The following is a 24,744-nucleotide window of genomic DNA, read 5'->3' as shown; positions in this document are numbered from 1 at the left end:
TCACGGATTTTCCCGCTGCCTGGCAGTCTGGTCATCTACCACGGGCAGCAGGGGCTCGAGATCCGCCAGGGCAATCAGATCCCCCATGGCGGGGCTCATGCCCTCCACCCGCAGCGCCACACCACGGGCCCGGGCCATGCCCACCCACTGAACCAGCAGGGCCACCCCGGCGCTGTCCACCCGGTCTACCGCCGAGACGTCCACCCGGGCAGGGGGTTGGGTGGACTCAAACAAGCGCTGGCTGCTTGACCAGAGGCCCGCCACGGTGGCGAGATCCAGTCCGCCGTGCAGCCGCAGCGTATCGCCCTCGGATTCGAAACCGGCGTCCTGGCTCACTGCTCCACCGCCTGCCTGACCAGGTCCCGGTCACCCTGCTCCAGCCGCTGGATCAGGTTCTCCAGTCCACCGCGCTCGATCTCGTTGTTGAAGTTGGTGCGAAAATTGGTCACCAGGCTCAGGCCTTCCACGGTCAGGTCATAGGCCTTCCAGCGATCATCCACGATACGCAGGCTGTAGGTGACCGGCACGTTGGGACGCCCCTGGCCCACCACGATCTCGGTGGCCACGGTGGCCCGCTCGCCGTCCACCCGGCTGCGGCGCTCGTTGACGATGATGCGCTTGTCGGCATGCTCGGCCAGCTGTCCGGCATAGGCCCGCACCATGGTGTTGGTGAAGGCCTCCACGAAACGCTCCCGCTGCTCCGGGCTGGCGGTGCGCCAGTGACGTGCCAGGATCAGTCGCGACATGCCCTGAAAATCCACCGACGGCAGGATCTCTTGTTCCACCAGGCTGAATACGAAGGTCTCGTCGTTCTTCAGACGCTCGCTGTTCTCGCGCAGCATCTCCAGCACACGGTTGGCGGACTCGCCCACCTCCCTGGCCGGATCACCGGGAGACGCCCAGAGGGTCGAGGTCCAGCCAAGGGCCAGGGCCAGCAGCAGGACGACGGGGTAGTTGAACGCGGATTTCAGCTTATCCATGGGACATCTCTCAGGCTTGAGACTCACCCGTTGCCGGGTCAGTTGGTGGTCATGTTGACCATGATACGGCCGATGATCTGCTCCAGCACGAAGGCGGACTGGGTGTAATGGATCTCACCTCCCTGAGCAAGGACCTCGTCCTCGCCGCCGGGTTCCAGGGCGATGTACTGCTCGCCCAGCAGGCCCGCGGTGTAGATGCTGGCCTGGGTGTCGGTTGGCAGGTAGTCATGATCGGCGCCGATGGTGATTTCCACCCGGGCCTGGTAGCGCTCGGGGTCGTAGCGGATGGCCGTGACCCGGCCCACGCGCACACCGGAGACGGTCACCGGGGCACGCACCTTGAGTCCGCCGATATTGGTGAAGTACGCGCTGACGGTGTAACCGTCACTGTTGCGGTACTCGGAAATATTGCTCACCTGCATGGCCAGCATGAACAGGGCCGCCACGCCCAGGGCAACGAATATGCCCACGGTGATCTCGATGGTACGGGTCGTCATGCTGTGTACGCCTCTCGCATATCAGATATCACCGAACATCAGGCCGGTGAGAATGAAGTCCAGTGCCAGTACTGCCAGCGCCGAATGCACCACGGTGCGGGTGGTGGCACGGCTGACGCCTTCCGAGGTGGGCACGGTGTCATAACCCTCGAACACGGCGATCCAGGCCACTACGAAACCGAACACGAGGCTCTTGATGATGCCGTTCATCACGTCCTCGTAAAAATCCACGTTGGCCTGCATCTGGGACCAGTATGAACCGCCGTCCACACCCAGCAGCCCCACGCCGATGAAATAGCCGCCCATCACTGCCACGGCGCTGAAGATGGCCGCCAGCAGGGGCAGGGAGATAAAGGCCGCCACGAAACGCGGCAGGATCACCCGCTTGACCGGGTCCACGGCCATCATCTCCATGCCGGAGAGTTGTTCTGTGGTCTTCATCAGGCCGATCTCGGCGCTGAGCGCGGAACCGGCCCGCCCGGCGAACAAAAGGGCCGTGATCACCGGCCCCAGTTCGCGCACCAGGGACAGCGCCACCACGGAACCCAGGGCCTCCTCGGCACCGAAGTTCACCAGGGTGATGTAGCCCTGGTAGCCCAGCACCATGCCCACGAACAGGCCGGAGACGGCGATGATCAACAGGGACAGGACACCCACGGAATACAGTTCCTTGATCACCAGGCGTGGACGGGTGACCGCCGTGCCCAGGGACATGAGCACGCGCAACAGGAACAGGTGCCCCCGTCCCAGGCGTTCCAGCACCCCCAGGCCCCAATGACCCAGCTTCTGCAGGCCGCCCAGCATCTCAGCGCGCCTCCGTCAGGTCGGCCAGATAATCCGGCGCCGGGTAGTGGAACGGCACAGGCCCGTCCGGCAGGCCCTCGAGGAACTGCCGGGACCATTCCGAGGTGGTACGCCCCAAGGCCTCGGGGGTGCCGGAATCCACCACCACCCCATCGGAGATCAAAAACAGCTGATCGGCGATGGAGCTGGTCTCCTGCACGTCGTGAGAGACCAGGATGCTGGTCAGGCCCAGGGCGTCGTTGAGGCGTTTGATCAGGGAGACAATCACGCCCATGGTGATGGGGTCGAGCCCCGTGAAGGGTTCGTCATACATGATCATCATGGGATCCAGGGCGATGGCCCGGGCCAGGGCCACGCGGCGCGCCATGCCACCGGAGAGCTCGCTGGGCATCAGGTCCCGGGCGCCACGCAGACCTACGGACTCCAGCTTCATCAACACCAAGGTGCGCAACAGGGGCTCCGGCAGGGCGTAGTGTTCCCGCAGCGGGAAGGCCACGTTCTCGAACACGCTCAGATCCGTCAGCAGCGCGCCACTCTGGAATAGCATGCCCATGCGTCGGCGCAGCTGGTAAAGATCCGAGAGCCCCTGGCGATGCACATCGATGCCGTCCACCAGGACCTGGCCTCGATCCGGGCGCAACTGGCCACCGATGAGTTTGAGCAGGGTGGTCTTGCCCGTACCGCTGGGGCCCATGATGGCGGTAATACTGCCCCGTGGGATGCTCACATTCAGACCGCGAAACACGGGGCGGCCGCCCCGGGAGAAATGCAGATCCCGGATTTCCAACAGATTATCGTTGTGGGGCTGGGTATTGATGAGGAGGACCTTCGTGTCGAACCCTGATTGTGTGAGTGGCGCTGACGGGGATTTAAGCCAGGCAAAGCGTGCAAGTCTCCCGGCCCCCCGCGGGGGAGTCAAGTCAGCCGGTGCCCAGCGCCACGTAGCCTGAGTGACTTCCGGGCTTCATGGACGGGCCTGAATGCGGTCAGCACACCCCCAGCAGCTGACCGATGACTCGAGCATCCTCGAAGCTCTCCGCCGGGGCGTCCAGGAACAGCACGGACCAGGCCTCATCCTGGCAGGCGAGAAAGCCCTCTATTGCCGTCCGCAGTTCCCTGGGCGAGGGCCGGCCCTCAAAGTGCAGCCGGCCCACGGCGCCGCAGGGGCAGGGACCGTCCACGCCGGTCCAGAGCCATTGCGCACCGGCCTTCGGTATGGTCGAAAAGACCGGCGCGCCCGGCAGGCCGTCCGCCAGCGCCGTCTCACACCCCGCCGCCATCGGTTCGATCACGAAACCGCCCAGACGTTCACCGAGCTGCGCGCCCAGATCCAGCAGCTGTGCCAGGGTCGCGGCATCCGGCGCGCTCTCCACCCGCAGGTAGAACCAGAACTGGGACGGCAGGGACTCCAGCCAGGCCGAGGCCACGGCGCCCCGCCAGTCCGACTCGGGCACCAGCACCGTGTCGAAATGACTGGCGTAGCAGGACAGCCACCATTCCGGCGGGGCATCCTCGGGGTAGAGGGCCTGTACCAGGCGGGGATCGGTCCAGCTGAGGGCGCCGACGGTAAGGGTGCGGGTGGGGGTGTTTGTCATGGGTTCGTTTTTATCGGTTGATCAATCAGGTGTCTGGGATTCGTTAAAAGTAAAAAAATCAAAGGCTTCCGATCCCCGTTGCACGGGGCTCGGGTTACTTTCTTTGCTTGTCCAAAGAAAGTAACCAAAGAAAGGACACCGGTACGGGTTATAGACATCGGTAACACATCAGTCCAAGGACATAGGTAACAGATTACCTATGCTCGGGTCACCGACAGACAGGAGGTGGCCCATGCCTTGGAGAGACCTAAGACCGATGGATGAGAAGATCCTGTTTATTGGCGATCACTTGCGCGGTTTGTACAGCCACAGCGAGCTGTGTGAGCACTACGGCATCAGCCGCAAGACCGGCTACAAGTGGCTGGGCCGCTACCGGGCGCAGCAGCTTGAGGGGCTTCAAGAGCGCAGCCGTCGCCCCTTGTGCAGTCCTGAAGCCACTCCTTACACCGTGCGCAAGGCCATCATCGAGCTACGGCTGCGGGGCCGTGATGCGCCAGGAGCCAAGAAGCTCCAAGCCCTGCTGGCGGAGCGTTTCCCCAGCGAGAAGGTGCCGTCAAAGAGCACCATCTACAACATTCTCAAGGCCGAAGGCCTGACCGAGCCCCGCAGGCGACGCCGGCGAGTCAGTCCCTACCCCCAGCCGTTTGGCCCGGTCCATGAGCCCAACGAGCTCTGGAGCGCTGACTACAAGGGCCAGTTTCGCCTAGGTAACGGTCAGTGGTGTTATCCACTGACCGTGATGGATCACCACAGCCGCTATCTGCTGGGCTGCAGGGGCGAGCAGGCAACCGATACCGCCTCGGCCAGGCGCTATTTCAGGCATCTGTTCCAAGAACATGGCCTCCCCAAACGGATCCGTACCGACAATGGCGTGCCCTTTGCCAGCACCTGTGCGGCAGGGTTGAGTCGTCTGTCGATCTGGTGGATTCGACTGGGTATCGTCCCTGAGCGTATCGAGGCGGGCAAGCCGCAGCAGAATGGGCGTCACGAGCGCATGCACCGCACCCTCAAGCGAGCCGCCACCCGTCCGGCGAGCGCCAGCCTCAGGGGGCAGCAGCGCCGCTTTGACCAGTTTCAGGATCAATACAACCAGCAACGTCCCCATGAAGCCCTGGGCCAGGAGGTGCCTGCGAGCCACTACCGCGACTCACCCCGCGCCTATCCCGAGCGCCTGCCGGATCTACTCTACCCGGGGCATATCCAGGTCAAGGTGGTGAGCCACAGCGGCGTGATCTATGTCCACGGTGGGCAAATCTACCTCTCGCATCTGCTTGAAAGTGAAAGGGTGGGCCTGGAGGAGATCGATGATGGGGTCTGGGAGGTCCACTTTGGTCCTGTGCGCCTGGGGGCAGTGGATCTGCGCAACAAACAAGGCGGCAAAACGCCTTATTGGACGCTGAGACTGTAACCCATGTCCTTGGACTGATGTGTTACCAATGTCCTTGACTCGTACAACCCGGCTATCTCGCCCCTTCGGGGTGCCCTGCGCGCGGGGGCGTTCCGGGGAGGTCGGCTGACAGGCCGTCCATGGCCTGACAGCCGACGCGCCGCGTCCTTGCGGCGCCCCTGTCGGGCTTTAAACCCCGGAACACCCCCGTGCTCGGCGAGAAAACGGTGGGACTTCAAAGACAGCAACCCTTTGACCTGGGTGTGGTTGTTGTCTTTTGTAGGAGCCCCGACCCCGGGGCGATTCTCACCGTTCGCCCCGGGGTCGGGGCTCCTACATTGATAATCCCGGCTCATCAAAGCGGTTTTGATCTACCTCCCCCCCTTTGCCGCACCGAGTAGCGCAGGCTTCGAGGGAAAAAGCCCAAAGGGGCGCCGCAGGGATGCGGCGCGTCGCCTGTCAGGCCATGGACGGCCTGTCAGGCGACCCCCTCGAAGCCGAGCAACGCAGGGCACCCGCGAATAGCGGGGGCGGCAGCGGGGTGTCCTTCTTTTGGTTACTTTTCTTGGACAAGCAAGAAAAGTAACTCGAGCCGGCTGCAAGCCGGATCGAAACGCCTTTGAATTTAGCCTTCGAATTTAGCCTTCGAATTTAGCCTTCGAATTTAGCCTTCGAATTCAGCCTTTGACTTCGCCTTCGATACCGCCTTAGAAACGAACCACACCACCCGCCGAACACCCCACCCCGGAACCATCAGCCTCAACACAAGTCCCAAAGCTTGCAGCCCACCCGCCCAGCCTGCAAGCTTTGCACCCCATGAAATGCGATCTGTTCTACGAGCTGTCCGTGCCTCCGTTCGCCCAGCGAACGGAGGCACAGGTATTCACCGACACCCTGGATGAGCTGGCCCTGGCGGACACCCTGGACTTTGCCACCGCCTGGGTGGTGGAACACCACTTCATGCCCGAATACTCCCACAGCAGCGCCCCGGAGATGTTCCTGGCGGCAGCCACCCAGCGCACCAACAGACTGCGCCTGGGTCACGCCATCGTACCCCTGCCCTATCACCACCCGGTCAGGGTGGCCGAACGCCTGGCCACCCTGGACATCCTCTCCGGAGGACGGGCCGAGTTCGGCTTTGGGCGGGGGTTCTCGCCGGCAGAATACGCAACCTTCAACGTGGACATGGCCGACAGCCGAAGCCTCACCGAGGAGGCCCTGGCGGTGGTGCGCCAGAGTTTCCAGGCCGGCCCGCTGAGTTTCCAGGGCAGGCATTTCAACTACGACACACTGGACCTGGTCCCCCGGGTACTGCAGCGCCCCCACCCGCCCCTGTGGAGCGCGGCGGTCAGCCCGGAGAGCTTTGAACTGGCCGCCCGTCTGGGTGTGGGCGCCCTGGTGGGGCCCTTCAAACCCTGGTTCATGGTGCGCGAGGACATCCGCCACTACCGCGAGGCCTGGCGCACACACCAGGGCGAGAACCCCCCGGCCCCCGGACAGAACAACCGGGTGGCCATGACCGTGGGCATCCTGTGTCTGGAGGACGGCGCCCGCGCCCGGCGCGAGGCCAAGGAACCCTTCGAGTGGTTCTACCGGCGCCTGCTGGGACAGACCCGGCCGGTGCTGGAGAAACTCTACGACAGCTACGAGTACTACCGGCGCATGGGGCGGTTCCGTGGTCTCATGGACCACGCCATCAACCTCAAATTGCTGGACACCCTGGGCATGGCCGTGGTGGGCGATCCGGAACACTGCACCAAACGCCTGCTGGCCCTGAAAGAGGCCGGTGTGGACCATGTGCTGTGCGCCTTTGGCGCCGGCGCCATGGAGACCGGGACCGTGCGCGAGTCCATGGAACTGTTCTCCCGCGAAGTCCTGCCCCGGGTCGCTGGCAGCGACCCGGAACCCTGAGAACCCCATCGTGAACGTACTGCTTACCGGCGCCGCCGGGCGTCTGGCCCGGGTCGTGATCCCCCGACTGCTTGCGGACCCGCGCATCCACCGCATCTACGGGGTGGACCTCAACCCGATCCCCCTGGAACACGAACGGCTGACCGGCATACAGGCGGACATCCGGGATGCCCAGTGCCTGGAGTTGCTGGAGCGCTGTGATGTGCTGATTCACATGGCCTTCGTGCTCATGGGGGGCGGCCTGGGTCGCGCGCGCCATGACCGGGCCACGGTACGATCCCTGAACGTGTCGGGCAGCCAGCTGCTCATGGAGGCGGCGGTGGAGGCAGGGGTGGAACGCATCGTGTTCGTTTCCAGCGCCGCCGTCTACGGTACCTGGCCGGACCTGCCTGATCCCGTGCCCGAGCACCAGCCCCTGCGCCCCCTGCCCGGTTTCGCCTATGGCGAGGACAAGGCGGCGGTGGAGACCTGGCTGGACGGCCTTGAGGCCTCGCATCCCTATCTGCACCTGATCCGGCTGAGGCCCCACGCCATCCTGGGGCCCAATGCCCATCCCATGCTCAATCGCCTGCTGCACCAGCCCCTGGTTCCGGCCCTGGCCAAGCCCCTGCCCCGCACCCAGTGTGTCTGGGAAGACGATGTGGCAGAGGCCATCTACCTGAGCCTTCACAGCGCCGCCCGAGGCGCCTTCAACCTGGCGGCCGATCCGCCCATGAGCCTGCGGGAGATGATTCGTCTGAACCGGGGCTTCACCCTGCCCCTGCCCCTGAGCCTGCTCTCCGGCCTGCATCGACTGGCCTGGCGGCTGACACCCGCCGTGGGCGAACCGGGCTGGGTGACCGGCCTGCGCCACAGCCTGGTGCTGGACACCCGCCGCGCCTGGGATGAACTGGGATGGCAGGCACGTCGGGACACGGCGAGCTGCGCGGCGCAGAAGCATGAAGGCTCAAGGATGAAGGCGGAATAAAAAACATCCCAGGTGTCTCAACCGCTACAATTCCGCCTTCATCCTTCATCCTTCATCCTCCAAAACATGCTCACTTCCCTGTCCGCCATCATCCTGGGCTTTGCCGTACTCATCTGGAGCGCGGACCGCTTCATCTACGGGGCGGCGGCGCTGTCGCGCAACCTGGGCATCTCGCCACTGATCATCGGCCTCACCATCGTCGGTTTCGGCACCTCGGCGCCCGAGATGCTGGTGTCCGCCTTTGCCGCCGCCCAGGGCAATCCGGGCCTGGCCATCGGCAACGCGGTAGGCTCCAACATCGCCAACATTGCCCTGATCCTCGGGGTCACGGCCCTGGTCACACCCCTGGTGGTGGGCTCGCGCATCCTGCGCCGGGAGATGCCCGTGCTGCTGCTGGTCATGGTGTTTGCCGGTCTGCTGCTGCTGAACGGCCACCTGGAGCGGCTGGACGGTGCCCTGCTGCTGCTGGGGCTGGTCATTGTGCTGGCCTGGATCGTCTACGACGGTCTGCGCAGCCGAACCGATGTCTCGGATCCCATGGGCGCCGAATTCGACGCGGAGATTCCCAACGAGGTACCCACCACGCGCGCCCTGATCTGGCTGGCGCTTGGACTGGTGCTGCTCCTGATCAGCGCCCGGATCCTTGTCTGGGGTGCAGTGAACGTGGCCGAGGCCCTGGGGGTCAGCGACCTGATCATCGGTCTGACCATCATCGCCATCGGCACCAGCCTGCCGGAACTGGCCGCCTCGGTCGTCAGTGCCCGGCGTGGCGAACCGGACATTGCCATCGGTAACGTGATCGGCTCCAACATGTTCAATCTGCTGGGTGTACTGGCCCTCCCGGGTCTGATTCATCCCGCCGCGGTGCCCGGCGACGTGCTCACCCGGGATTTCCCCGTCATGCTGGGTCTGACCCTGCTGTTCCTGGTCATGGCCTTCGGCCTGCGGGGCCGGGCCGGGCGCATCGGCCGTCCCGGCGGCCTGCTGCTGGTGGCCTGCTTTGTGGGCTATCTGGTCTGGTTGGGATACAGTATGTAGGTGGGGCTTTGCCCCACCAGTGGCTAGTGACAAGTGGCTAGTGGCAAGGAAACCCGGCTGCGGTTAACGTCATTGCACTCATTAAAATCAGCAAGAAACCTCCTCGATGAAACTACATCCCGATCAAACCCGTCAGCTTGCCATTGCCGTCCTCGATACCGAGGCGCAGGCCATTCTGGATCTCAAGGAACGTATCGACGATCAGTTCATCCGCGCCTGCAAGTTCCTGCTGGGCTGTACCGGGCGGATCGTGGTCACGGGCATGGGCAAGTCGGGGCACATCGGCAGCAAGATCGCCGCCACCCTGGCCAGCACCGGCTCACCGGCGTTTTTTGTTCATCCCGGTGAGGCCAGCCACGGCGATCTCGGCATGATCACCGCCGGCGACGTGGTGCTGGCCATGTCCAACTCCGGCGAGACCGACGAACTGCTCACCATCCTGCCCATCATCCGACGCCTGGGCGTGCCACTGATTGCCATGACCGGCAACAAGGGCTCCACCCTGGCCCGGGAGGCCACGGTGAGCCTGGATATCAGCGTGGCGAAAGAGGCCTGTCCCCTGGGCCTTGCCCCCACCTCCAGCACCACCGCCACCCTCGCCCTGGGCGATGCCCTGGCCGTGTCCCTGCTGGAGGCCCGGGGCTTTACCGCCGATGACTTCGCCCGCTCTCATCCGGGCGGACGGCTCGGTCGCCGCCTGCTGCTGCACGTGGCCGACATCATGCACACCGGCGAGCGCATCCCCCGGGTGGGCGCCGATGCCCCCCTGCGCGAAGCCCTGCTGGAGATCACCCGCCAGGGCCTGGGCATGACCGTGGTGGTGGACGCCGAGGACCAGGTCATGGGCGTCTACACCGACGGCGATCTGCGCCGAACCCTGGATAAGGGTATCGACGTGCACAACACCACCATCGGCGAGATCATGACCCGGCAGTTCAAGCAGGCCCGTCCCGCCATGCTGGCCGTGGAGGCCCTCAAGCTCATGGAAGACCACAAGATCAGCGCCCTGCCGGTGATGGACGATGAGGGCAAACTGATGGGCGCCCTCAACATGCACGACCTGCTGCGCTCGGGCGTGGTTTAAAACCAGTAGCAAGTGGCGAGTGGCAAGTAGCAAGGAAGAACCTCATACTCCTGACCCTATCCACCAGCCACCAGCAACTGCCCTCATGAGCGACCCCTTCGAACTTGCCAGAAACATCAAGCTTGTCCTCTTCGACGTGGATGGCGTGCTCACCGACGGCAGCCTGTTTCTGGGCGACGGCGGCGAGCAATACAAGGCCTTCAACTCCAAGGACGGTCACGGCATGCGCATGCTGGCAGACAGTGGCGTGCAAGTGGGCATTCTGACCGGGCGCAATTCCGATGTGGTGGCCCATCGCATGCGCGATCTGGGCATTGACCTGGTGGTGCAGGGCCGGCGCGATAAACTCAACGCCCTGGACGGTCTGCTCGAGCAGGCCGGAGTGAGCACCGAGCACACCGCCTATGTGGGCGATGATGTACTGGACCTGCCGGTGATGCGCCGGGTGGCCTTCGCCATCGCCGTGGCCGACGCCCATCCACTGGTGCAACAGCATGCCCACTGGGTCACCGCCCTGCCCGGCGGCCGGGGTGCGGCCCGGGAGGTCTGCGAATTCATCCTGCAGTCCCAGGGGAACCTGGAACGCATGCTGGCCCCCTACCTGGCATGAGCCTGCGGCGCGCAAGCATCGTACTCGTTGCCACCACCGTGACGGCCCTGGGCTTCTGGCTGGGCCGGGATGTGGAGCAGCGCCTGGAGGTATTCATCTCCCCGGCCCCGGACACCCCGGAGCTGTACATGGAACAGTTCACCCTCACGGTCACCGGCGCCGACGGCCTGCCCCGTCACAGCATTCGCGGTGAACGCATGGAGCAGTATCAGCTGGACGGATCCAGCCTGGTGGAGACACCGGTCATGGTGATGAACCAGCCCGACGCCCCCGACTGGACCCTGAACGCGGAGCAGGCCTGGGTTTCTCCTGATGGTGAAGAGGTGCGTTTGTACGGGGCCGTGCACATGTCCCGCCCCGAAGGCCCCGCCCACGCCACCGTGGACATTCACACCCGGGACGTGACCGTCTGGCCCGAGCCCCAGCGGGCCGAATCCGAGGCCCCGGTGCAGGTGCGCAGCCCCCAGTATCAGGTGGACGGCACCGGCCTGCGCGCCGATCTACAAACCAGCATCCTGGAGTTGCTGCATGATGCAGATGCCACGTATTTCCCTTAAACGCCCGCTGGTCGCCACCCTGTTCGCAGGCCTGATGCTCGCCCTGATCACGGCCCTGGCCTCGGCCTCTGAACGGGATCTGCCCATCCGCATCCAGTCCGACAGCGCCGAACTGGACGACCAGCGAGGCGTCAGCGTCTACCGGGGCAACGTGGAAGTCACCCAGGGGGACCTGGTGATCCACGCGGACACGCTCACCGTGCACTCACCGAGCCGTGTGCTGCAGCGCATGGAGGCCGAAGGCAACCTGGCCAGGCTGCGCACCCTCACCGAGGACGGCCGCGAGGTGCGCGCCGAGGCGCGGCACATGGAATACCTGGCCGCTGAACGTCGCATGGTGCTGACCCGCGATGCCCGCATCTGGCAGGCACAGGACGAGTTTCGTGGCGCACGGATTGTCTATGACATGGACCGGGAGACACTGGACGCAGCCTCCGGCGACAGCGGTCGCGTGGAGGTCATCCTGACCCCGGCCGAAAACACCCGTGGCGGCGGCAGCGGTTCGAGCCAGTGAGTCGTCTGAGCGCCCAGGACCTGATCAAGCGCTACCGCGGCCGCACCCCGGTCAACGGCGTCTCGGTCCATGTGGACAGCGGCGAGGTGGTGGGCCTGCTGGGGCCCAACGGCGCCGGCAAGACCACCTGTTTCTACATGATCGTCGGCCTGGTGCCCGCCGACGAGGGCCAGATCCTGCTCAACGAACGGGACATCACCGCCTTTCCCATGCACGCCCGGGCACGCATGGGCGTGGGCTACCTGCCCCAGGAAGCCTCGGTATTCCGCAAGCTCTCCGCCGCAGACAACATCCTCGCCGTGCTGGAGACCCGCAGAGACCTCTCGGCCACCGAGCGCCAGCAACACCTGGAATCCCTCCTGGAAGAACTGCAGATCACCCATATCCGCGACAATCTGGGCATCAGCCTGTCCGGTGGTGAGCGGCGCCGGGTGGAGATCGCACGGGCACTGGCCACGGAGCCGGCCTTCATCCTGCTGGATGAACCCTTCGCCGGCGTGGATCCCATTTCAGTGATCGAGATCCAGCGCATCATCACCCACCTCAAGGACCGGGGCATCGGCGTACTCATCACCGATCACAACGTGCGCGAGACCCTGGGCATCTGCGACCGCGCCTATATCCTCAGCGAAGGGCGTATCATCAGCGAAGGCCCGCCCGATCACCTGCTGGCCGACGAAATGGTGCGCAAGGTGTATCTCGGCGAGCATTTCCGACTGTAAGCCTGGGACATCATCTCGCACATCCCGTGCCAAATTTAACCCGGCCTACCCTATAATCGGCCTATGAACCGCCGGGCCATGACAACGCTCCCGCCAGCAAGGGCCGCCATCGGGCCCGGACCTGCCACACACACGCCGGATGCTTTAGAATCTGCGCCCTTTCGGCTGCCAGCCACATTCAAACACTGAATCATGCTTAAACCTTCCGTCCAGCTGCGTCTCGGCCAGAGCCTCACCATGACGCCCCAGCTGCAGCAGGCCATCCGCCTGTTGCAGCTCTCCACGCTGGAACTCCAGACCCAGATCCAGGAAACCCTGGAGACCAATCCGATGCTGGAGGCCCTGGAGGCCGGTGAGGCAGAGGGGGAGGGTGAATCCGCCGAGGCGGATGCCGTGGACCTGGGGACCGGCAACGACTCGGTCACCAATCAGGCCGAGAACAATCGCAACGAAACCACCAACACCCCGGAAGATGCCGACGACCGCGCCCGCGGCGAGGACATCCCCGACGAACTGCCCGTGGACAGCAACTGGGATGAGATCTACGACGTAGCCCCGCCGGGCGCCACCGGCGGTATGCCGGAATACGACGGCCGGGACATGTTCGAGAACCAGAGTGGCGCCGGCGAGTCCCTCCATGAACATCTCATGTGGCAGCTCAATCTCACCCCCATGAGCCCGGAGGACCGGGTCATCGCCATGACCCTGGTGGACGCCATCAACGAGGACGGCTATCTCAGCGAATCCCTGGAGGCCATCCAGGCCAGCCTGTCCAACGACCTGGAGATCGACCTGCCCCTGGAGGAGATCGAGGCGGTACTGCACCTGGTGCAGCAGCTCGACCCGGTGGGCAGTGGCGCGCGGGATCTGTCCGAATGCCTGCTCATCCAGCTCCAGCAGATGCCCGCCGACACCCCCTGGCTGGACAAGGCCCGGGAGCTGGTGCGCTCCCACCTGGATTGCCTGGGCGCCCGGGACTACAAGCAGTTGCTGCGCAGCCTGCATGTCAGCGAGGCAGACCTGCAGGAGATCATCGGCCTGATCCAGGGGCTCAATCCACGCCCTGGCAGCCTGGTGAGCAACATCAACCCCGAGTACATCGTCCCCGATGTGTTCGTGCGCAAGCATGAAGGTCGCTGGCAGGTGGAGCTGAACCCGGACATCGCACCGCGGCTGCGGGTCAATCCGCTCTACGCCAGTTTCGTGCGCCGCGCCGACACCAGCCAGGATAATGTCTACATGCGCAACCAGCTGCAGGAGGCACGCTGGTTCATCAAGAGCCTGCAAAGCCGCAACGAGACCCTGCTGCGGGTGGCCATCGCCATCGTCGAACAGCAGCGCGCCTTCCTGGAACAGGGCGAAGAGGCCATGAAACCCCTGGTGCTGCGCGATATTGCCGAGCAACTGGACATGCATGAGTCCACCATCTCCCGGGTGACCACGCAGAAATTCATGCACACCCCCCGGGGCATTTTCGAATTCAAATATTTCTTTTCAAGCCACGTGGGCACCGCCGACGGTGGCGAGTGCTCCGCCACGGCGATCCGCGCCATGATCAAGAAGCTCATCGCCGAGGAGCCCCAGGGCAAGCCCATGAGTGACAGCAAGATCGCCTCGATCCTGGTGGACCGGGGCATCCATGTGGCGCGGCGCACCGTGGCCAAGTACCGTGAGGCCATGTCCATACCACCTTCCAACGAGCGCAAGCGGCTCATCTGAACGTCCACTGAACATATTCACTTAACGAAAGGAGTCTTCCATGCAAATCAATCTCACCGGCCACCACGTGGATCTCACCCCTGCCCTGCGCGACTATGTGAACGAAAAGTTCGATCGCCTGGAGCGGCACTTCGACAATGTCATCGACGTGCACGTGATCCTTACCGTAGAGAAGCTGCAGCAGAAGGCAGAGGCCACCATGCTGGTGAGCGGCAACAACCTGTTCGCCGACGCAACCGATCAGGACATGTATGCCGCCATCGACGCCCTGGTGGACAAGCTCGACCGCCAGGTGGTCAAGCACAAGGAAAAGCTCAAGGATCACCACCGCGCAGAAGGCTCACACCGCAACCACAGCGAGTAAGCTCATCCCATGAATATCGGTCAACTCCTCGCGCCGGAACGGGTCTCCCGTACCGGGGAAATCAGCAGCAAGAAGCGCGTGCTGGAAACCCTGAGCGAGATGCTCTCAACCAGCCAGCCGGATCTGAGCAGCGGCGAGATCTTCGAAAGTCTGATCTCCCGTGAACGTCTGGGCAGCACCGGTCTGGGCCATGGAGTGGCCATCCCCCACGGTCGCGTGGCGGGAGTGAAAAACGCCGTGGCCGCACTCATCAAGCTGGAGCGGGGCGTGGACTACGACGCTCCCGACCGGGAGCCCGTGGACCTGCTGTTCGCGCTGCTGGTGCCCCAGGAGTCCACCGACGAGCACCTGGAGATCCTGGCCACCCTGGCGCGCATGTTCGCAGACCCCTCCACCCTGGCGAGCCTGCGCTCGGCCGATGACGGCGAGACCCTGCTCGACCAGGTTCGCCATTGGGACGGCAACGGAGACGGCGCCACCCCATGAGCGACTGGCTCAGCGTTCGCTCTCTGGTCGAGGCCATGGACGAACGCCTGGGCCTGCAGTGGGTGGCCGGCCTGCGCGGCAGCGAACGCCGGCTGTCCCGCCACCCCAGCGCCGACGCCGCCCCCTCCCTGGTGGGACATCTCAACCTGATCCACCCCAACCAGATCCAGGTGCTCGGCAACGAGGAGATGCACTATCTCCTGGGGCTGCGCAAGAATTCCCAGCGTGACCTGGTGGAACAGATCACCGACGGCCACGCCGCCATGATCATCGTCACCGACGCCCTGGAGCCACCCCTCGCCCTGCAGGCCCAGGCCGAGACCCGTAACGTGGCCCTGCTGCGCACGCCCCTGCCGGGGCACGAGCTGATCAACATCCTGCGCTACTTCTTCAGTAACAAACTGGCCGAAACCATCACGGTCCATGGCGTGTTCCTGGAGGTACTGGGCATCGGACTGCTGCTCACCGGCAACAGCAGCGTGGGCAAGAGCGAACTGGCCCTGGAACTGATCACCCGCGGCCACCGGCTGGTGGCCGACGATGCCCCTGAATTCGCCCGCATCACCCCGGACACCCTGCGCGGCGCCTGCCCGGCGGTGCTGCAGGATTTTCTTGAGGTGCGTGGCCTGGGGGTACTCAACATTCGCTCCATGTACGGGGACAGCGCCATCAAGGACAGCAAGTACCTGAAACTCATCATCCGCCTGTTCGATCTGGGCAATGGCGAGGAGCAGGAGTTGGACCGGCTGCACGGTGGCCGCCAGAGTCGCACCATCCTGGGTCTGGAGATCCCGGTCATCAGTCTGCCCGTGGCGCCGGGGCGCAACCTGGCCGTGATGGTGGAAGCCGCGGTGCGCAATCATCTGCTGCGCACCAAGGGTTACTATGCAGGCGACGACCTGTCCGAGCGCCAGCGTCGCGCCATGGGAGACAGCGAGACATGAAACTGATCATCGTCAGCGGTCTGTCCGGTTCGGGAAAATCCGTGGCACTCAACGCCCTGGAAGACGCAGGCTATTACTGCGTGGACAATCTGCATCTGGGCCTGCTGTCCGCCTTCGTTCGCCAGCTCATGGCCCCGCGCATGCCCCTCTACGAGCTGGCCGCCGTGGGTGTGGACGTGCGCAGCGGCCTGGAGGAGCTGGATCACTTTGACGACATCATGGCGGAGATCCGGGCCCAGGGTGTGGAGGCGCAAATCCTGTTCCTGCGCGCCGACGAAGACATCCTGCTGCGCCGTTTCAGCGAGACCCGGCGCAAGCACCCCCTGGCCCGCAAGGGCATGCCCCTGGTGGAGGCCCTGCGCCTGGAACGCAGCCTGCTGGCCCGCATCGCCGTACGCGCCGACCTCACCCTGGACACTACCCGCACCAACGTCCACCAGCTCACCCACCTGATCCGCGACCGGGTGGAGCAGGCCGGCGGCGACGCCCTGTCCCTGCTGTTCCAGTCATTCGGATTCAAACACGGCTCGCCTGTGGACTCTGATTTCGTCTTCGATGTACGCTGTCTCCCCAATCCCTACTGGGAACCGCGACTGCGGTCCCTGACCGGGCGAGATCCGGACGTGGGGGCCTATCTCGATGAACACGCGGTGGTACAGGAGATGTTCGACAGCCTGCGGGATTTCCTGGAACGCTGGATACCCTGTTTTGAAGCGGAGCATCGCAGTTACATGACCGTGTCACTGGGTTGTACCGGGGGCCAGCACCGCTCCGTCTATCTGGCCGAACGCCTGGCCGCGCACTTCCGTCAAACCCGAGGCCTGAACGTCAGCACACGCCACCGGGAACTGTCCTGAAATCCGCACATAACGGATCGATCATCCCATGACCGTAGGTTTGCTTATCATCACCCACAACCGCATCGGAGAGGATCTGATCAGCACCGCGCGCTCCATGCTCGGCAAGCTGCCCATGGAGGTGAAATCCCTCGCGGTCTCCCAAGCGGGCGACCCCGATGAGCTGCTGGCCCGGGCCCGGGACTATCACGGCCAGCTTCACCAGGGCGAGGGCGTGCTGGTGCTCACGGACATGTACGGCTCCACCCCCAGCAACATCGCCGCACGCCTGCTGGAGCTGCCCAAGACCCAGGTGATCGCCGGGCTCAACCTGCCCATGCTGGTACGGGTGCTGAACTACCCCAACCTGCGTTTGCATGAACTGGTGAACAAGGCCATCAGCGGCGGACACGACGGTATCGTCCTGTGCGAGACCCAGTGCTGATGATCGAGCGCGAGGTCACCATCATCAACCGCTTGGGCATGCACGCCCGGGCGGCCGCCAAGTTCGTCAGCCTGGCCAGTCAATTCGGCGCCGAGATCGAGTTGGAGAAAGGCACCCGGCGGGTCAACGGCAAGAGCATTATGGGTGTCATGATGCTGGCCGCCAGCCGGGGTTCAACGGTACGCCTGTTCGCTGACGGCGAGGACGCCGAGGATGCCGTGCATGCACTCACCGAGCTGATCGCCTCGCGCTTCGGAGAAGCGGAGTAGTTGAGAAGCAGTGGCAAGTGGCAAGTGGCAAGTGGCAAGTGGCAAGTGGCAAGTGGCAAGTGGCAAGTGGCAAGTGGCAAGTGGCAAGTGGCAAGTGGCAAGTGGCCAAGATGTTGCGCCACCCTCCCCGACCGATCCACTCGCGACGGCCTAATCACTAACCCGAGCCAGGCCGACTATCCCCCGATACGTCCGAACAGTCCGGTGCGTGCTGCGGCCATGACCACCCGGTTGCGTCCCGACTGCTTGGCCTCCAGCAAGGCCAGATCCGCAGCCTCCATGAGCCGCCGCCCGGTCTGTTCGGGCTCATCCCGTGAATCCCAGCGGGCACACACTGCACCGCCCAGGGACACGCTCAGCTCCAGCTCCGGTCCGTCCGCCAGACTTACCGGCCGCTGGGCCACCGCCTGACGCACCCGCTCGGCCACCTCCCGGGTAGCCGCCGCATCCAGTCGGGAGAGCAGGATCACGAACTCTTCGCCGCCGTAGCGCGCCAGCAGGTCAAAGGGACGCACATGGGCTGAAATGCGCTGGGCCACCTCGCGGATGGCCTGGTCACCGGCGGGATGGCCATGGACATCATTGATGGACTTGAATCGATCGATGTCCACAAAAAGGCAGGCCAACGGCCCCTGCTCACGCCGGGCCCGCTGACATTCCATGGGCAACTGCTCGTCGAAGTAACGCCGGTTGCGCAGGCCCGTGAGCGGGTCGGTCAGACCCAGTTCACGCAAGCGGCGCAGGTTCAGGGCATTCTCGATACACACCGCCGTGATGGCCGCCATGCGCTCCAGAAAGAAGCTGTCTACCCCCAGGCCGTAGCGCCCCGGATCCCGGCTGCCGAACACCAGGGTGCCCAGGGGCTCGGACTGCATGTCGGCACTGCGGCGCAGGGGCAGCATGGCGATACTGCCAAGGTCCGTGCGCCCGGCACAGTAGCGGCCATGGCGTTGCGGCTCATAGGGGCCCAGGTAGACCCCCGTGGGCAGACGCACGGGGGGGTTGAGTTCCAGCTGCCCGGGCACCGGGATGATGCCCGCCTCGGCCAGTTCCAGGCCGATCTCGCCGCTGATATCACTGAGCAGGAGCCCCATGTGATCGAGACGCGAGGCGCGCGGCAGGGCACTGGACAACAGACTGATGATCTCCGCCAGACCGGTGGCGGCCACCAATCTGAGTTCCAGGGCCTGGAAACGGTCCAGCTTGCGCTCGTTCTCCCGCGCCTCGCTCAGCAATTCACGCAGCTGCCGGCGCAGCTCGCGATTTTCATTTTGCAGATCCAGCGTCAAGCCACCCTCCCCATGCGGCCTGGCCGCTCAGTCCAGTTCCCGCAACACCCGAAAACCCAGATTGGTATCCAGTTCATCCAGCAGACGCATACGACGTGCGGCGCTGCGGGCCGCCACGGCCGGATCGAACCAGGAACCACCGCGCACCGCGATGCGCGGGTTGTCCCCATCACCGGGTACCTCGCCCCAGGCATCCATCCTGCCATGATTTTCCTGCCATGGCGTAGCAGTCATCTCCTGCACGTTGCCATGCATCTCGTGCAGCCCCCACCGATTGGCCGGCAGGCTGCCCACCTCCACCGCCCAGGGCATCGGTATGCAACGGGGCAGATACCAGCGGCGCTTGTCCCGTTGTTCCTGGTAGGGAAACAGGGCATTGAAGTGCACCTCCCGGCAGGAGACGCTGTCACCAAAGGCAAACGGGCTGACACTGCCGGCCCGGGCGGCGTGCTCCCACTGGGCCTCCGTGGGCAGGCGGTACCGCTGGCCAGTCTCCTGGCTCAGCCATTGGAGGTAGGCGCGGGCATCGGCCGGTCGGATGTTGATCACGGGATAGCGGCCCCGCGCCCAGATCAGATCCCGCCGGGGACGCCAGCCGCTGGCCTGCTGAAAACGGGCGAACTCCTCGGCAGTCACCGCATAGCGGCCCAGGGCGTAGGCACGGGTCAGGGTCACATAACGCTGGGGGGCTTCTGCGGACTGATGGCCGAACTCCCGGGGACTGGACCCCATGAGGAACTGGCCCGCCGGGATGACCTGCAGGGCCGGTCCATGACCGCCACTGCGCAGGGGGTCGGAAAAACCCGTCGCCACGCCGGCGCTGCGGGCAGCCTCGGCCTGGAGTGCCTCCAGGGCCTGGTGATCCAGCTCGTTGACGCAGGGAAACTGGCCTGCTCCGTAACGGGCAGAGGGGTCAAGGGACATGGAACCTGGCCTCGATGAAAACCGCAGGTCTCCATAACAGCTCATCGGGGCCGGCGGTTCAAGTCCCTGTGTGGAAAAATGCCTGTCTCCCGGTGGCTTCACTGGTCATCCCCCGACCCCTGGACTACAAGATAACTGAACACCCCATGTCACGGAGGTGACCCATGAAGGTGGAACGACGGGATGACGAACACCTGAGTCTAAGCTTTGATGTGGAGGAAGGCTTACGCCTGGCCCGGCTCATCAATGCCCGGGCCAGCGGCATGCGCACGGGTTGCCTGGAGCTCTCCAGCCTGCTGGAACAGGCCTGGTACGGTTCCCGCAACCATTTCCGCCAACCACCCCATGCCTTCGATCAGCATGCCCCGAAGGCCCCTTCATCGGGGGGCTGAAGGCTGCGTCGGCCACCGGGACGGGGCAAGCCCGCCCAAGCTAACAACCCGGGTAGCAGCGAGGAGGCAGGCACATGCACATTGAACGGCAAGACAGGGACCAGGTGGTGATCAGCACGCGCCTGGCCAAGGCCCGGGACCTGCTGGACGGGCTCATCGCCTACCGCTCGGAACTGGGCGACCTGGGGCGGGAACTGGAGGAAATGCTGCGCGCCGCGGGTGTGGAACCCTCGGCGCAGGCCGGGCATATCCGCTACGAATACATGCCGCCGACGGATCTTGACCGACACTGAGCCCTTGCCCCGGGAGGCAGGCACCCGCGGTCTCCCGCCCCCTGCCCTATACTGGCGCCATGGCCAAGCCACGCGTCAGCCCAGACCCCCCCCACGCCATCCCGGGCCTGTGGGACTTTGCCTGCGCGACCTATGCCCGACCCGGCATCCGGGAGATCTGCCTGGACTGGCAGACCCGCTACGATGCAGACATCCCCCTGGTACTCGCTCTGTGCTGGCAGGCAGCCCGTGGCGGCCCCATCCCCGACATCCCTGCACTGGACGACCTGCGCCAGTCCCTGGAGCCCTGGCGCAAGGGTGCTGTCATGCCCCTGCGTGCACTGCGGGGTCGTCTCAAACCCATGAGCCCGGCGCACAGTCGGGCCGCCCGGCTGCGCGGGGCGATACTCACCGCGGAGCTGGCCGCGGAGCGGGTTCAACTGGAATATATGGCCCGGCTGCTGCCTGACGCCGTCAGGCAGACCCAGGGTGCGGCCCAGGCTACGACTCTGGCACACCAGGCACTGGATACCTATCTGGCACTGCTCAAGGTCAGTCCCGGGGACCGCCACCTGGGCATCGGCGCGTGGGACAAGGCCATGGGCGGGACACCCCCGGGTTCCTGAAACACCGCAGCGCGCGGCCTGCATGGCCCCGGGCTTTGGCGCTCATGTGGACTGTTACTTACTCCAGGCTGCGACTGGCGATTTCGTAAACATCCCGGGACAGGCCGTGGGTCTCAACGATGCGCTTGAGCGCCTGCTTCATGCGTTTCTGGCGGGCATTGTCGTAGCGTTTGAATCGGCTCAATGCCTTGACCAGCCGGGCGGCCACCTGGGGGTTGAGCGAATCCAGGGCCAGCACCTGTTCGGCCAGGTAGTCATAGCCCGATCCATCCAGGGCATGGAAATGCACCGGGTTGGCGCTGGCAAAGGCGCCGATCAGGGCCCGCACCCGGTTGGGATTGCGCAGATTGAAGCCCGGGTGGTCCATGAGCCGCTTCACCCGGTCAAGGGCACCGGGCAGGCTGGAGGCCGCCTGCAGACTGAACCACTTGTCCAGCACCAGGGGCTCCTCCTTCCAGCGTGTCTCGAAGGCGCCCAGGGCCGCCTCGCGCTCCTCGCAGGGGCAGTCCATGAGGGCGCGCAGGGCGGCCATGGATTCGGTCATATTGCGGGCCTCCCGGAAGCGGGCATAGGCCAGGGCCCGGCCCTCGCTGCGTCCCGCAGCCACCAGGTAGCCCAGGGCCAGGCCGGCCAGGCGGCGGCGTCCCATGGCACCGGCGCCCAGGTCCGCGGGATCGGTGTCCCGGTACCGGTCGTAGATGGCCCGCCAGCCGTCGGCCAGTTGTTCCCCGAGACTGCGACGCAGAAAGTTTCGGGCTTCGTGAATGGCATCCACGTCCACGGCGTCCATCTGTTCCGCCAGGTAGCTCTCCCCGGGCAGGCTCAGGGCCTCGGCCACCAGGGCAGGATCCAGATCCGGGTCCCGCAGCACCCTGGCCGCGGAGGCCACGAAACGTTCGTCCGCCTCAAGGGCACGCCCGGCCTGGATTTCCCTGACCAGGCCCAGGAGGATGCGCACTGCATACTGCTGGCCCGCCTCCCAGCGGTTGAAGTCGTCACCGTCGTGGGCCATGAGGAAGGCCAGCTGCTCGTCGGTGTACGCAAAGCGCAGCTTCACCGGCGCGGAGAAGTTGCGCAGCAGCGAGGGCACCGGCGCCTCGGGCACATTCTCGAACACGAACACGTGATCCGGCGCGGTCAGCTCCAGGACCCTTTCCCCGGACTGCCCGCCAGCCGTCTTCGCCTCGCCCTCCAGGCGCAGGGGGATCTCGCGCCCCTGGCTGTCCAGCACGGCCATGGCCAGGGGGATGTGCAGGGGCAGTTTGTCCGGCTGCCCGGGGGTGGCCGGGGTGGACTGGCGCAGGGTGAGCCGATAGCGGTGATTGGCGGCGTCGTAGTCCCCGGCCGCCTCGATCACCGGCGTACCGGCCTGGTCGTACCAGCGGCGGAACTGGGAGAGGTCCCGGGCGGTGGCGTCCTCCATGGCGCGCACGAAGTCATCGGTGGTCACCGCCTGGCCGTCGTGGCGCTCGAAGTACAGGTCCATGCCCCGGCGAAAGCCCTCCCGGCCCAGCAGGGTCTGGATCATGCGCACCACTTCGGCGCCCTTCTCGTAGACCGTCATGGTGTAGAAATTGTTGATCTCCATGTAGGACTGGGGCCGCACCGGATGGGCCATGGGGCTGGCGTCCTCGGGGAACTGCAGGCTGCGCAGACGCTGTACGTCATCGATGCGCTTGACCGCCCGCAGGCTCTGATCCGCGGTGAATTCCTGATCCCTGAACACCGTGAGACCTTCCTTGAGGGAGAGCTGGAACCAGTCGCGACAGGTGATGCGGTTGCCCGACCAGTTGTGGAAATACTCGTGGGCAATGACGCTCTCGATGGCCACGAAGTCCTCGTCGGTGGCCGTATCCTGGCGCGCCAGCACGTACTTGGAATTAAAGACGTTGAGCCCCTTGTTCTCCATGGCGCCCATGTTGAAGTCATCCACCGCCACGATCATGTAGACGTCCAGGTCGTATTCCCGGCCGAACACCTGCTCGTCCCAGCGCATGGACTTGATCAGCGAACCCATGGCGTGGTCACACTTGTCCAGGTTGTGGCGCTGCACGTAGATGCGCAGGTCCACCTCGCGCCCGGAGGCTGTGGTGAAACGGTCCTCCTGGCAGGCGAGATCGCCGGCCACCAGGGCGAACAGATAACTGGGCTTGGGGTAGGGGTCGTGCCAGACGGCATAGTGCAGGCCATCGGACAGGTCGCCGGAGTCAATGAGATTGCCGTTGGACAGCAGCACCGGGAAGGCGGCCCTGTCCGCCTCCAGGCGCACCGTGTACTCGGCCATCACATCGGGACGGTCCGGGAACCAGGTGATGCGCCGAAAACCCTCCGCCTCGCACTGGGTACAGAAGTTGCCGCCGGAGACGTACAGGCCTTCCAGGGCGGTGTTCTGATCCGGGTGGATGAGGGTCTGAATCTCCAACTCGCAGCGGTCGGGCAGGCCCTGGATCCACAGCTGCTCACCCTCGATGCGCCAGGCCCGGGCGTCCAGGGGGCGGCCGTCCACGGCCAGGGACAGCAATTTCACGTCCTGACCGTTGAGCATCAGGGGCTGCCCGGCACTCCCGCCGGCCCGCTCCAGGGACAGACGCGAACGCACCCGGGTCTGGGCCGGATCCAGATGAAAATCCAGGGCCACCGCGCTCACCCGCCAGACAGGGGCGGCATAGTCCTTGAGGTGAATGGTGCGGGGGGCAGCGTCTTTCATGGAGGGTGATCCTGACGGGGGCGCGGGCATAGACACACGCACCGGGTTGGCGGCCCCCGATCATAGCGCCCGGAGCATGGGCTGGCCAATACGGCCCTCAATCACAAGGAGGACCGTCTATCGGCGTTTACGCACCGCGGACAGGACATCCCTGACAAACGGTAGAAAACACGCCTCTAACCGTGCATGGATCACATTTCCAAGCCAATCCCATTCAACTAGTCTTGTTACCAAGGCCGCAGAGGTCTTGTAGATAAGCCGCATGAAAAGGGTGATTGACTGACAATTCCCTGAACGCACCACAAAAAATAATAATTACCCGTACAACCGATTGGAGAACACCCATGAAACTGATGTCCCGACTGAGCCTGATGCTCCTGTGCCTGCTGCCCTTCGCCGCCCTGGCCAACTACGCCTCCCCCGAGACGGTGCCCGGCACCACCTACGTCAGCCCCGCTGACGCCAAGGCCCTGTTCGACCGCGGCGTGATCTTCGTGGACGTGCGCACCAGCTCCGACTTCGAGGCAGGCCGTATCCCCGGCGCCGAGAACCTGACCGTGGAACGCGACCAGTCCAAGAGCAAGATCACCGAGCAGTCCCTGCTGGAACTCATCGGTGCCAAGGACACCGAGGTGGTGTTCTACTGCAACAGCACCAGCTGCTGGCGCACCGCTGCCGCCTCCGAGCGTGCCGTGGAATGGGGTTTCACCAATGTCCACTACTACCGCCTGGGCTTCCCCTCCTGGCGTGACGCCGGCTACCCGGTGGAGTAAGACCTGCGAGGGTCTTGTCGGGTCGCCCGCCG

The 24,744-nt window shown here is 64.8% G+C and carries 29 protein-coding genes; 20 read left to right on the top strand and 9 right to left on the bottom strand.

Translation table 11 applies throughout. From position 1 onward, the window contains the following. The 6 genes from TGR7_RS03665 to TGR7_RS03640 form a co-directional block, all read right to left on the bottom strand. On the bottom strand, positions 1-336 hold the full coding sequence (locus TGR7_RS03665; protein WP_012637321.1) for an STAS domain-containing protein: 336 nt from the start codon (positions 334-336) through the stop codon (positions 1-3). After that, on the bottom strand, positions 333-980 hold the full coding sequence (locus TGR7_RS03660; protein WP_012637320.1) for an MlaC/ttg2D family ABC transporter substrate-binding protein: 648 nt from the start codon (positions 978-980) through the stop codon (positions 333-335). The genes TGR7_RS03665 and TGR7_RS03660 overlap by 4 nt, the downstream gene beginning before the upstream one ends. A gap of 38 nt (positions 981-1,018) precedes the next feature. Beyond that, entirely contained in the window at positions 1,019-1,477 is a 459-nt protein-coding gene (gene mlaD, locus TGR7_RS03655) for an outer membrane lipid asymmetry maintenance protein MlaD (RefSeq protein WP_012637319.1), read from the bottom strand. Between the two features lie 21 nt (positions 1,478-1,498). After that, positions 1,499-2,281 (bottom strand): lipid asymmetry maintenance ABC transporter permease subunit MlaE, encoded by a 783-nt coding sequence (gene mlaE, locus TGR7_RS03650; RefSeq protein WP_012637318.1) that lies wholly within the window; start codon positions 2,279-2,281, stop codon positions 1,499-1,501. A 1-nt stretch (position 2,282) separates the two neighbouring features. After that, positions 2,283-3,068: an ABC transporter ATP-binding protein gene (locus TGR7_RS03645; RefSeq protein ID WP_012637317.1), complete on the bottom strand. Its 786-nt coding sequence runs from the start codon at positions 3,066-3,068 to the stop codon at positions 2,283-2,285. A gap of 199 nt (positions 3,069-3,267) precedes the next feature. Beyond that, on the bottom strand, positions 3,268-3,876 hold the full coding sequence (locus tag TGR7_RS03640; RefSeq protein ID WP_012637316.1) for a DUF72 domain-containing protein: 609 nt from the start codon (positions 3,874-3,876) through the stop codon (positions 3,268-3,270). Positions 3,877-4,108: 232 nt separating this feature from the next. On the opposite strand from TGR7_RS03640, the gene TGR7_RS03635 reads away from it, so the two are divergent. The 16 genes from TGR7_RS03635 (at position 4,109) to TGR7_RS03560 (ending at position 17,729) form a co-directional block, all read left to right on the top strand. Further along, positions 4,109-5,284 carry an integrase core domain-containing protein gene (locus TGR7_RS03635; RefSeq protein WP_012637315.1) on the top strand — a complete coding sequence of 392 codons (1,176 nt, stop codon included), beginning with the start codon at positions 4,109-4,111 and terminating at the stop codon, positions 5,282-5,284. 795 nt (positions 5,285-6,079) lie between these two features. Continuing rightward, positions 6,080-7,174, top strand: a complete 1,095-nt coding sequence (locus TGR7_RS03630; protein WP_012637314.1) for an LLM class flavin-dependent oxidoreductase — start codon at positions 6,080-6,082, stop codon at positions 7,172-7,174. A gap of 10 nt (positions 7,175-7,184) precedes the next feature. Continuing rightward, entirely contained in the window at positions 7,185-8,141 is a 957-nt protein-coding gene (locus tag TGR7_RS03625) for an NAD-dependent epimerase/dehydratase family protein (RefSeq protein ID WP_012637313.1), read from the top strand. Positions 8,142-8,207: 66 nt separating this feature from the next. Next, complete coding sequence (locus TGR7_RS03620; RefSeq protein ID WP_012637312.1) at positions 8,208-9,179, top strand: calcium/sodium antiporter; 972 nt, start codon at positions 8,208-8,210, stop codon at positions 9,177-9,179. Positions 9,180-9,285: 106 nt separating this feature from the next. Then, positions 9,286-10,263: a KpsF/GutQ family sugar-phosphate isomerase gene (locus TGR7_RS03615; protein ID WP_012637311.1), complete on the top strand. Its 978-nt coding sequence runs from the start codon at positions 9,286-9,288 to the stop codon at positions 10,261-10,263. An 85-nt stretch (positions 10,264-10,348) separates the two neighbouring features. Then, complete coding sequence (gene kdsC, locus TGR7_RS03610) at positions 10,349-10,873, top strand: 3-deoxy-manno-octulosonate-8-phosphatase KdsC (RefSeq protein ID WP_012637310.1); 525 nt, start codon at positions 10,349-10,351, stop codon at positions 10,871-10,873. After that, on the top strand, positions 10,870-11,430 hold the full coding sequence (lptC, locus tag TGR7_RS03605) for an LPS export ABC transporter periplasmic protein LptC (RefSeq protein ID WP_012637309.1): 561 nt from the start codon (positions 10,870-10,872) through the stop codon (positions 11,428-11,430). Before kdsC ends, lptC begins: the two co-directional genes overlap by 4 nt. Continuing rightward, positions 11,402-11,944, top strand: a complete 543-nt coding sequence (gene lptA / locus TGR7_RS03600) for a lipopolysaccharide transport periplasmic protein LptA (RefSeq protein ID WP_012637308.1) — start codon at positions 11,402-11,404, stop codon at positions 11,942-11,944. The genes lptC and lptA overlap by 29 nt, the downstream gene beginning before the upstream one ends. After that, a complete protein-coding gene (gene lptB, locus TGR7_RS03595; RefSeq protein WP_012637307.1) occupies positions 11,941-12,666 on the top strand; it encodes an LPS export ABC transporter ATP-binding protein in 726 nt (241 codons plus the stop codon). The genes lptA and lptB overlap by 4 nt, the downstream gene beginning before the upstream one ends. A 192-nt stretch (positions 12,667-12,858) precedes the next feature. After that, the gene (locus tag TGR7_RS03590) at positions 12,859-14,385 is read left to right on the top strand and encodes an RNA polymerase factor sigma-54 (RefSeq protein ID WP_012637306.1); all 1,527 of its coding nucleotides are present in this window, start codon (positions 12,859-12,861) and stop codon (positions 14,383-14,385) included. Positions 14,386-14,425: 40 nt separating this feature from the next. Then, a complete protein-coding gene (gene hpf / locus TGR7_RS03585; protein WP_012637305.1) occupies positions 14,426-14,749 on the top strand; it encodes a ribosome hibernation-promoting factor, HPF/YfiA family in 324 nt (107 codons plus the stop codon). 9 nt (positions 14,750-14,758) lie between these two features. Beyond that, the gene (locus tag TGR7_RS03580; RefSeq protein WP_012637304.1) at positions 14,759-15,235 is read left to right on the top strand and encodes a PTS sugar transporter subunit IIA; all 477 of its coding nucleotides are present in this window, start codon (positions 14,759-14,761) and stop codon (positions 15,233-15,235) included. Further along, complete coding sequence (gene hprK, locus TGR7_RS03575; RefSeq protein WP_012637303.1) at positions 15,232-16,179, top strand: HPr(Ser) kinase/phosphatase; 948 nt, start codon at positions 15,232-15,234, stop codon at positions 16,177-16,179. Before TGR7_RS03580 ends, hprK begins: the two co-directional genes overlap by 4 nt. Beyond that, positions 16,176-17,036: an RNase adapter RapZ gene (gene rapZ, locus TGR7_RS03570; protein ID WP_012637302.1), complete on the top strand. Its 861-nt coding sequence runs from the start codon at positions 16,176-16,178 to the stop codon at positions 17,034-17,036. The genes hprK and rapZ overlap by 4 nt, the downstream gene beginning before the upstream one ends. 28 nt (positions 17,037-17,064) lie before the next feature. Beyond that, a complete protein-coding gene (locus TGR7_RS03565; RefSeq protein ID WP_012637301.1) occupies positions 17,065-17,460 on the top strand; it encodes a PTS sugar transporter subunit IIA in 396 nt (131 codons plus the stop codon). Beyond that, positions 17,460-17,729 carry an HPr family phosphocarrier protein gene (locus TGR7_RS03560; RefSeq protein WP_012637300.1) on the top strand — a complete coding sequence of 90 codons (270 nt, stop codon included), beginning with the start codon at positions 17,460-17,462 and terminating at the stop codon, positions 17,727-17,729. The genes TGR7_RS03565 and TGR7_RS03560 overlap by 1 nt, the downstream gene beginning before the upstream one ends. A 176-nt stretch (positions 17,730-17,905) precedes the next feature. On the opposite strand, the gene TGR7_RS03555 is transcribed toward TGR7_RS03560, so the two are convergent. Together TGR7_RS03555 and TGR7_RS03550 are read right to left on the bottom strand one after the other, a co-directional pair. Next, entirely contained in the window at positions 17,906-19,018 is a 1,113-nt protein-coding gene (locus TGR7_RS03555) for a GGDEF domain-containing protein (protein WP_012637299.1), read from the bottom strand. Between the two features lie 27 nt (positions 19,019-19,045). After that, a complete protein-coding gene (locus TGR7_RS03550) occupies positions 19,046-19,942 on the bottom strand; it encodes a formylglycine-generating enzyme family protein (protein ID WP_012637298.1) in 897 nt (298 codons plus the stop codon). Between the two features lie 164 nt (positions 19,943-20,106). Between TGR7_RS03550 and TGR7_RS03545 the strand changes: the two genes are divergently transcribed. From TGR7_RS03545 to TGR7_RS16730, 3 genes are all read left to right on the top strand, one after another. After that, the gene (locus TGR7_RS03545; protein WP_012637297.1) at positions 20,107-20,334 is read left to right on the top strand and encodes a hypothetical protein; all 228 of its coding nucleotides are present in this window, start codon (positions 20,107-20,109) and stop codon (positions 20,332-20,334) included. Between the two features lie 74 nt (positions 20,335-20,408). Next, positions 20,409-20,627 (top strand): hypothetical protein, encoded by a 219-nt coding sequence (locus TGR7_RS03540; RefSeq protein WP_012637296.1) that lies wholly within the window; start codon positions 20,409-20,411, stop codon positions 20,625-20,627. A gap of 59 nt (positions 20,628-20,686) precedes the next feature. Then, complete coding sequence (locus TGR7_RS16730) at positions 20,687-21,232, top strand: TIGR02444 family protein (protein WP_012637295.1); 546 nt, start codon at positions 20,687-20,689, stop codon at positions 21,230-21,232. A gap of 58 nt (positions 21,233-21,290) precedes the next feature. Here TGR7_RS16730 and pepN read toward each other — a convergent pair whose 3' ends face one another. Continuing rightward, positions 21,291-23,939, bottom strand: a complete 2,649-nt coding sequence (pepN, locus tag TGR7_RS03530) for an aminopeptidase N (RefSeq protein ID WP_012637294.1) — start codon at positions 23,937-23,939, stop codon at positions 21,291-21,293. Between the two features lie 344 nt (positions 23,940-24,283). Here pepN and TGR7_RS03525 point away from each other — a divergent pair, with 344 nt between their 5' ends. Continuing rightward, positions 24,284-24,712, top strand: coding sequence for a rhodanese-like domain-containing protein (locus tag TGR7_RS03525; protein ID WP_012637293.1), 429 nt, complete (start codon positions 24,284-24,286; stop codon positions 24,710-24,712). The last annotated feature ends 32 nt before the right edge of the window (positions 24,713-24,744 follow it).

Source organism: Thioalkalivibrio sulfidiphilus HL-EbGr7 (assembly GCF_000021985.1).
Lineage (GTDB): Bacteria > Pseudomonadota > Gammaproteobacteria > Ectothiorhodospirales > Ectothiorhodospiraceae > Thioalkalivibrio_A > Thioalkalivibrio_A sulfidiphilus.
The sequence above is the reverse complement of the archived record's forward strand: the minus strand, read 5'-3'. Positions and strand labels throughout refer to the sequence as shown.

Coding starts and splice junctions, on each gene's coding strand:
- TGR7_RS03660 (WP_012637320.1), bottom strand. CDS start 980: ATGGATAAGCTGAAATCCGCGTTCAACTACCCCGTCGTCCTGCTGCTG.
- mlaD (WP_012637319.1), bottom strand. CDS start 1,477: ATGACGACCCGTACCATCGAGATCACCGTGGGCATATTCGTTGCCCTG.
- mlaE (WP_012637318.1), bottom strand. CDS start 2,281: ATGCTGGGCGGCCTGCAGAAGCTGGGTCATTGGGGCCTGGGGGTGCTG.
- TGR7_RS03640 (WP_012637316.1), bottom strand. CDS start 3,876: ATGACAAACACCCCCACCCGCACCCTTACCGTCGGCGCCCTCAGCTGG.
- TGR7_RS03635 (WP_012637315.1), top strand. CDS start 4,109: ATGCCTTGGAGAGACCTAAGACCGATGGATGAGAAGATCCTGTTTATT.
- TGR7_RS03630 (WP_012637314.1), top strand. CDS start 6,080: ATGAAATGCGATCTGTTCTACGAGCTGTCCGTGCCTCCGTTCGCCCAG.
- TGR7_RS03620 (WP_012637312.1), top strand. CDS start 8,208: ATGCTCACTTCCCTGTCCGCCATCATCCTGGGCTTTGCCGTACTCATC.
- TGR7_RS03615 (WP_012637311.1), top strand. CDS start 9,286: ATGAAACTACATCCCGATCAAACCCGTCAGCTTGCCATTGCCGTCCTC.
- kdsC (WP_012637310.1), top strand. CDS start 10,349: ATGAGCGACCCCTTCGAACTTGCCAGAAACATCAAGCTTGTCCTCTTC.
- lptC (WP_012637309.1), top strand. CDS start 10,870: ATGAGCCTGCGGCGCGCAAGCATCGTACTCGTTGCCACCACCGTGACG.
- lptA (WP_012637308.1), top strand. CDS start 11,402: ATGATGCAGATGCCACGTATTTCCCTTAAACGCCCGCTGGTCGCCACC.
- TGR7_RS03590 (WP_012637306.1), top strand. CDS start 12,859: ATGCTTAAACCTTCCGTCCAGCTGCGTCTCGGCCAGAGCCTCACCATG.
- hpf (WP_012637305.1), top strand. CDS start 14,426: ATGCAAATCAATCTCACCGGCCACCACGTGGATCTCACCCCTGCCCTG.
- TGR7_RS03580 (WP_012637304.1), top strand. CDS start 14,759: ATGAATATCGGTCAACTCCTCGCGCCGGAACGGGTCTCCCGTACCGGG.
- hprK (WP_012637303.1), top strand. CDS start 15,232: ATGAGCGACTGGCTCAGCGTTCGCTCTCTGGTCGAGGCCATGGACGAA.
- rapZ (WP_012637302.1), top strand. CDS start 16,176: ATGAAACTGATCATCGTCAGCGGTCTGTCCGGTTCGGGAAAATCCGTG.
- TGR7_RS03565 (WP_012637301.1), top strand. CDS start 17,065: ATGACCGTAGGTTTGCTTATCATCACCCACAACCGCATCGGAGAGGAT.
- TGR7_RS03560 (WP_012637300.1), top strand. CDS start 17,460: ATGATCGAGCGCGAGGTCACCATCATCAACCGCTTGGGCATGCACGCC.
- TGR7_RS03550 (WP_012637298.1), bottom strand. CDS start 19,942: ATGTCCCTTGACCCCTCTGCCCGTTACGGAGCAGGCCAGTTTCCCTGC.
- TGR7_RS03545 (WP_012637297.1), top strand. CDS start 20,107: ATGAAGGTGGAACGACGGGATGACGAACACCTGAGTCTAAGCTTTGAT.
- TGR7_RS03540 (WP_012637296.1), top strand. CDS start 20,409: ATGCACATTGAACGGCAAGACAGGGACCAGGTGGTGATCAGCACGCGC.
- TGR7_RS16730 (WP_012637295.1), top strand. CDS start 20,687: ATGGCCAAGCCACGCGTCAGCCCAGACCCCCCCCACGCCATCCCGGGC.
- pepN (WP_012637294.1), bottom strand. CDS start 23,939: ATGAAAGACGCTGCCCCCCGCACCATTCACCTCAAGGACTATGCCGCC.
- TGR7_RS03525 (WP_012637293.1), top strand. CDS start 24,284: ATGAAACTGATGTCCCGACTGAGCCTGATGCTCCTGTGCCTGCTGCCC.